We start from the raw sequence: 6,000 nt of genomic DNA on the forward strand, positions 1-6,000 counted from the left end.
GACGAAGCGTGACTGCCGCTTGAATCGCAGCAGTTTTCGCGAGGCGGGTTTGAGGCTGCTGCGAAGCCGTCAATAGATGTCGTTGAGATCGGCGTCACGTGTGGATCAGGATCCGTGCGTGACGCCGTTTTTCGTTGGGCTCTTACGCTGCGCGGCGTTGCGCGTGGCCCGAGTTAGAGGCCCGACTTGCGCTTGTCCACCACGCGCCGTGCCTTGCCCACCGAGCGCTCGATTCCGTTCACCGGCAGCACGTTCACCACGGCGCTCACGCCAATCAGCGCCTTGATGTCGTAAGCCAGCGCGTTTTTCGCGGCGGTTAGCGCGGCGGTATCCGGCGCGCTTTCGGGGCACGGTTCGACGTTCAGCGTCAACACGTCGAGCGGCCCCTCCTTTGTCAGCACGATCTGATAGTGCGGCGCCAGCGCGCGCTGCTTGAGCAACAGTTCTTCGATCTGCGTCGGGAACACATTGACGCCGCGCACGATCATCATGTCGTCCGAGCGGCCCGTGATCTTTTCCATACGCCGCATCGTGCGGGCGGTGCCCGGCAGCAGGCGTGTGAGATCGCGCGTGCGGTAGCGGATGATCGGCAGCGCTTCTTTCGTCAGCGACGTGAACACGAGCTCGCCGAGTTCGCCATCGGGCAGCACCTCGCCCGTTTCGGGGTCGATGATCTCGGGGTAGAAATGGTCTTCCCAGATCGTCGGGCCGTCTTTGGTTTCGACGCACTCCGAGGCGACGCCCGGGCCCATCACTTCGGAAAGACCGTAGATGTCGACCGCGTCGATGCCCATCCGTTTTTCGATCGCCTCGCGCATATCGTTGGTCCACGGCTCAGCGCCGAAAATGCCGATGCGCAATGAGCAACTGGCCGGGTCGATACCCTGGCGTTCGAATTCGTCGGCGATCGACAGCATGTAGCTCGGCGTCACCATGATGATGTCAGGCCGGAAGTCCTGGATCAGCTGGACCTGCTTTTCGGTCTGGCCACCGCCGAACGGAATCACGGTGAGCCCCGCGCGCTCGGCGCCGTAATGCGCGCCGAGGCCGCCCGTGAAGAGGCCGTAGCCGTAGCTCACGTGCACCTTGTCGCCGCGCTTCGCGCCGGCGGCGCGCACCGAACGGGCGACGAGATTCGCCCAGGTGTCGATGTCGCGCGCCGTATAGCCGACGACAGTCGGCTTGCCGGTCGTTCCGGACGACGCATGGATTCGCGAAATCTGCTCTTGCGGCACGGCGAACATCCCGAACGGATAGTTGTCGCGCAAATCCTTTTTCGTCGTGAACGGAAACCGAGCGAGGTCCGCGAGCGACTTGACATCGCCCGGATGGACGCCGGCTTCGTCGAACTTGCGCCGATACACCGGCGAATTTTCATACGCATGGGTGAGCGACCATTTGAGCCGTTCAAGTTGGAGCGTGGCGAGCTCGTCGCGGCTGGCGGTCTCGATCGGATCGAGCGGAAGAGCGGTGCTCATCGAATGTCTCCTTGCTGCCTCAGTATCTAAGTCTGATATGTGACGCATTGGCGCCAGAGCGCCACGCGGACAATCGTCCGAGTGGGCGGTTCTGGCTGGCCGCCGTCAATTGTTAGTCGCCGGTGGGAATCAGGTTACCCTTGATTTGCGCCGACTTGCCGCGAAACATTGCGACGGTCTCGCCGGCGCGATTCGTGACGCGAATATCGTAGATTCCAGTGCGCCCGCTCAATGTCTGTTCGACCGCTTCGGCACTCAGCACGTCGCCGCCGTGGACCGGCCGCAGATACTCTATAGAGCAGCCGGCCGCGACCGTATTGATGTTGTAGGTGTTACAGGCGAACGCGAAGGTCGAATCGGCGAGTGTGAAGATCAGGCCGCCGTGGCAGATCTGATGGCCGTTCAGGAAGTCGTCGCGCACCGCCATGCGCAGCCGCGCATAGCCGGGGCGCACTTCGAGAATCTCGAGCCCGAGCGCGCGACTGCAGGCGTCGTTTTCGTACATTGCGGCGGCTGTCGCGCGGGCGAGTTCGTCTGCCGTCATCTGGTCGGGGCGGGTGGTTTGTGTCGACATCTCAACGTCCCTCGAAGCGCGGCGCGCGTTTGTCGATAAATGCCTGCACGCCTTCCGCGTAATCGTGCGAGGCGCCTAGTTCGCGCTGCAGATCGCGCTCGAGATCGAGTTGCTGGTCGAGCGTTTGCGTCGTGCCGGCACGCATCGCCCGCTTGATCGCAGCGATCGCGCGCGTCGGTTGCTGGGCGAGCTGGGCAGCGAGTTTTGCCGCTGCCGGCGCTAGTTCAGCGTCGTCGAGCACTTGCCAGATCAAGCCCCAGCTTTCGGCTTTTTCGGCGCTGAGCTTGTCGCCGGTGATCGCGAGGCCGAGCGCGCGGGCCATGCCAACGCGCTGCGGCAGAAACCACGTGCCGCCCGAATCCGGCACGAGGCCGATCTTCACGAACGCCTGGATGAAACTCGCGGAGCGAGCCGCGAGCACCAGGTCGCACGCGAACGCCAGATTGGCGCCCGCACCGGCAGCCGTGCCGTTGACCGCCGCGATCACCGGAAACGGCAGCGCCTGCAGACGGCGGATCAGCGGATTGAAGTATTCATCGATCACGGCGCCGAGGTCGGTCATGGCGCCGGGCGTGAAATCGAGATCGGCGAGATCCTGGCCGGCGCAGAAGCCGCGGCCTGCGCCGGTGAACACGAGCGCACGGGCGCCGGACTTTTCGACCTGGTCGAGCGCCGCGCGGAGTTCCTGATGCATCGCGCGCGTGAAGCTGTTGAGCTTATCCGGGCGGTTCAGCGTGATGGTGGCGACGTGGCTCGATGAGTCGATGTCCAGCCGGATCGCTTCATATGACATGGGGTGTCTCCTCAAACTTTCTTTGGCCGATGGGCGCGGTGGCTCGGCTGGGGGCGGCGCGTGATGCCGACCGGATGTTTGATGTTAGTCAGAGCGCACGACCCGGTCCATCTGCCGAACGGCATAGGACGAAGTCGTGCGTAGCGTTGAAGCCGTGTCTTACGCCTTTTAGCCAGCTACCGCCGGCGCCGCTTTCGGTTCAACATGAACGCGGCTTTGAACGACACGGAAGCGGTTCGCGACGAAAGCGGCATCGGCCAGCGCGGCATTGGCGGCCGGGTTGGCGCCGGTGCCGTGGAAGTCGGAAAAAGCCGCGGACTGGTTGACGAACACACCGCCGGTCAGGTTGATCGACAGCGCGACACCGCCGCGAATCGACGCTTCGTGCGCGGCTTCGAGCACCGCGTCGTCCGTGCTGTAGACCGCCAGCGTCAGCGCGCCATGCTCGGCGGCGATGTCGCCAGCGAGCTCGAGCGACTGCGCGGTCGAGTCCGTCGCAATGACGAACGAGATCGGCCCGAACCATTCTTTCGTGAACTGGGCGTGATCGGTCGCGGCGTCGAGTTGCAGTACGAGCGGCGTGCGCACGCGAGCGCCGGCAAAGGCCGGATGTTCGAGAGTCTGGCTCGCGACGAGAACGCGGCCAAGTTTGGCGGCTTCGTCGATGCGCTGCACGACGCCTTCGTTCTGGATCGCGCCGAGCAGTTCGACAGCGCGGGCCGGGTCGGCGACGAGCTTTTGCACCGCGCCGGCAAGCGCCTGGGCGACATCGTCGAAGCTGAGCGTGCCTTCTGCGGTGCGAATGCCGCCGCGCGGCACATAGATGTTTTGCGGCGCCGTGCACATCTGGCCCGAGTACAGAGCCAGCGAGAACGCGATGTTGCGGACGGCCGCCTTGATGTCGTCGACCGAGTCGATGACGATCTGGTTGACGCCGGCTTTCTCGGTATAGACCTGCGCCTGGTGCGCGTTGCGCTCGAGCCAGGTGCCGTTCTGGGTGCTGCCCGTGAAGTCGATCAGCTTGATCTCGGGGCGCTGTGCCAGTTGCTGGACGAGGGCGCCGTCGTTCGGGTCGGTGGCCAGCAGCGTGACGACGTTCGGATCAAAGCCCGCTTCGCGCAACACGTCGCGCGCGATGCGCACGGTCAACGCGAGCGGCAGGATTGCGCCCGGATGCGGCTTGACGATTACCGTGTTGCCGGTGGCTAGATCGGCGAACAGGCCGGGATAGCCGTTCCACGTCGGGAATGTGCAGCAGCCGAGCACGAGACCGATGCCGCGCGGCACGACGGTGTAGTGCTTGTGCATCGCGAGCGGCGGGTTTTTGCCTTGCGGTTTTTCCCAATGCGCGTCGGCAGGAATGCGACGCAGTTGATCCCAGGCATACGCGACCGCTTCGAGCGCGCGATCCTGCGCGTGCGGGCCGCCTGCCTGGAAGGCCATCATGAACGCCTGGCCGGTCGTGTGCATCACGCTGTAGCCGAGTTCGAAGCTGGCGCGATTCAGACGCGCGAGGATTTCGAGGCTCACGCCGATCCATGCCTGCGGGCCGGCCGCGCGCCACTCGCGTTGCGCCGCCGTGGATGCGGCGATAAGCGCGCCCGGATCGGCTTTCGGGTAACGCACGCCGAGCGGGAAGCCGAACGGCGAGACTTCCGCGCCGACGGTTTCTCCAGTCGACGGTTGGTCGAGGTCGAACGTCTTGTCTAGATGCGCCTTGAACGCGGCTTCGCCGTCCGCGTTGGCTGTTTCCCCGTACACTTTCGGACTGGGCATCTCGGCGAACGGGCTCCAGTAGCCGCGCGTTTCGAGCGCGGCGAGCGCTTTGTGCAGCGTGTCTTCGTGCTTGGTGAATAGCGGATGTGTCATGGCAGAGGGGCTCGGCTGTACGTTGGGGGAAAACCTGTCAAATAATTGACCGACCGGTTGGTTGGTGAATGGTAGCATCACTACGAACGATGCGCGAAGCGTTTTTCGCGTGCGATTAACCCTTATGGAGGCGGCATGGCTTACGAAAACATTCTGGTTGAGACGCGGGGACGGGTCGGACTGATTACTCTCAACCGTCCGAAGGCTCTAAATGCACTGAACGACGCGCTGATGGACGAACTGGGCGCCGCGTTGCGCGAGTTCGACGGCGACGAATCGATTGGCGCGATCGTCGTAACGGGCGGCGAGAAAGCGTTCGCGGCCGGCGCGGATATCGGCATGATGGCGTCTTACACCTATATGGATGTCTACAAGGGTGACTACATCACGCGAAACTGGGAAACGGTTCGCTCGATTCGTAAGCCGATCATTGCCGCGGTGGCGGGCTTCGCGCTCGGAGGCGGCTGCGAACTCGCGATGATGTGCGACATCATTTTCGCCGCCGACACGGCGAAGTTCGGTCAGCCGGAAATCAAGCTCGGGATCATGCCGGGCGCGGGCGGCACGCAACGCTTGCCGCGGGCGGTGTCAAAAGCGAAGGCGATGGACCTTTGTTTGACCGCCCGTTTCATGGATGCCGCCGAAGCGGAGCGCGCCGGACTGGTTTCGCGCGTGATCCCGGCGGCATCGTTGCTTGACGAAGCGGTTGGTGCGGCTGCCACTATCGCGGAATTCCCGCTGCCAGCGGTGCTGATGGTCAAGGAGTCGGTCAATCGAGCCTATGAAACGACGCTCGCGGAGGGCGTGCATTTCGAGCGCCGCCTGTTCCATTCGCTCTTCGCTACCGAAGACCAGAAGGAGGGCATGGCCGCGTTCGTAGAGAAGCGCAAACCGGTTTTCAAGCACCGTTAATACGCTTGTCAAAATATCGCTTGCAAGTCGCAATGGCGGCGACTAGAATTCCGCTCTTTCGTGCTCCGGACACCGGAGCGCGGGGAAGCGGGAGGCCTTTATGGCGAGGGCTTTAGCGGCGTGGGCAGGTTAAGCGAGTGATAAAAACCTGTTGACGATCTGGCGGAAGTTCTCCATAATCTCGTTTCTCTGCTGCAGACGCAGCGACGCAAACGAAGCGGTGCCGGGTAGTGGTGGTTCAGGCGCAGCGGGTTGGGCGGATCGATCTTTAAAAACTAACAGCCGATAAGTGTGGGCGCTTGATGCGGAATGCGGCGGCGGATTCTTCTGGATCTGCTGCAAGGCAAAAGGTATCAGAAAGCCTCACACAGTAT

General features: G+C 63.3%; 5 protein-coding genes. 1 reads left to right on the forward strand and 4 read right to left on the reverse strand.

What is annotated here, in order from left to right; genetic code table 11:
* Window positions 1-173 precede the first annotated feature (173 nt).
* The 4 genes from paaK to paaN form a co-directional block, all read right to left on the reverse strand.
* A complete protein-coding gene (paaK, locus tag ACLFKU_RS20635) occupies window positions 174-1,478 on the reverse strand; it encodes a phenylacetate--CoA ligase PaaK (protein ID WP_410850278.1) in 1,305 nt (434 codons plus the stop codon).
* Window positions 1,479-1,590: 112 nt separating this feature from the next.
* On the reverse strand, window positions 1,591-2,052 hold the full coding sequence (paaI, locus tag ACLFKU_RS20640) for a hydroxyphenylacetyl-CoA thioesterase PaaI (protein ID WP_368584304.1): 462 nt from the start codon (window positions 2,050-2,052) through the stop codon (window positions 1,591-1,593).
* 1 nt (window position 2,053) lies between these two features.
* On the reverse strand, window positions 2,054-2,845 hold the full coding sequence (gene paaG, locus ACLFKU_RS20645; RefSeq protein WP_368584303.1) for a 2-(1,2-epoxy-1,2-dihydrophenyl)acetyl-CoA isomerase PaaG: 792 nt from the start codon (window positions 2,843-2,845) through the stop codon (window positions 2,054-2,056).
* 168 nt (window positions 2,846-3,013) lie between these two features.
* Complete coding sequence (gene paaN, locus ACLFKU_RS20650) at window positions 3,014-4,714, reverse strand: phenylacetic acid degradation protein PaaN (RefSeq protein WP_410850279.1); 1,701 nt, start codon at window positions 4,712-4,714, stop codon at window positions 3,014-3,016.
* Between the two features lie 135 nt (window positions 4,715-4,849).
* Between paaN and ACLFKU_RS20655 the strand changes: the two genes are divergently transcribed.
* Window positions 4,850-5,626, forward strand: coding sequence for an enoyl-CoA hydratase (locus ACLFKU_RS20655; RefSeq protein WP_410850280.1), 777 nt, complete (start codon window positions 4,850-4,852; stop codon window positions 5,624-5,626).
* The last annotated feature ends 374 nt before the right edge of the window (window positions 5,627-6,000 follow it).

Source organism: Paraburkholderia sp. EG304, assembly GCF_046543485.1.
Lineage (GTDB): Bacteria > Pseudomonadota > Gammaproteobacteria > Burkholderiales > Burkholderiaceae > Paraburkholderia > Paraburkholderia youngii.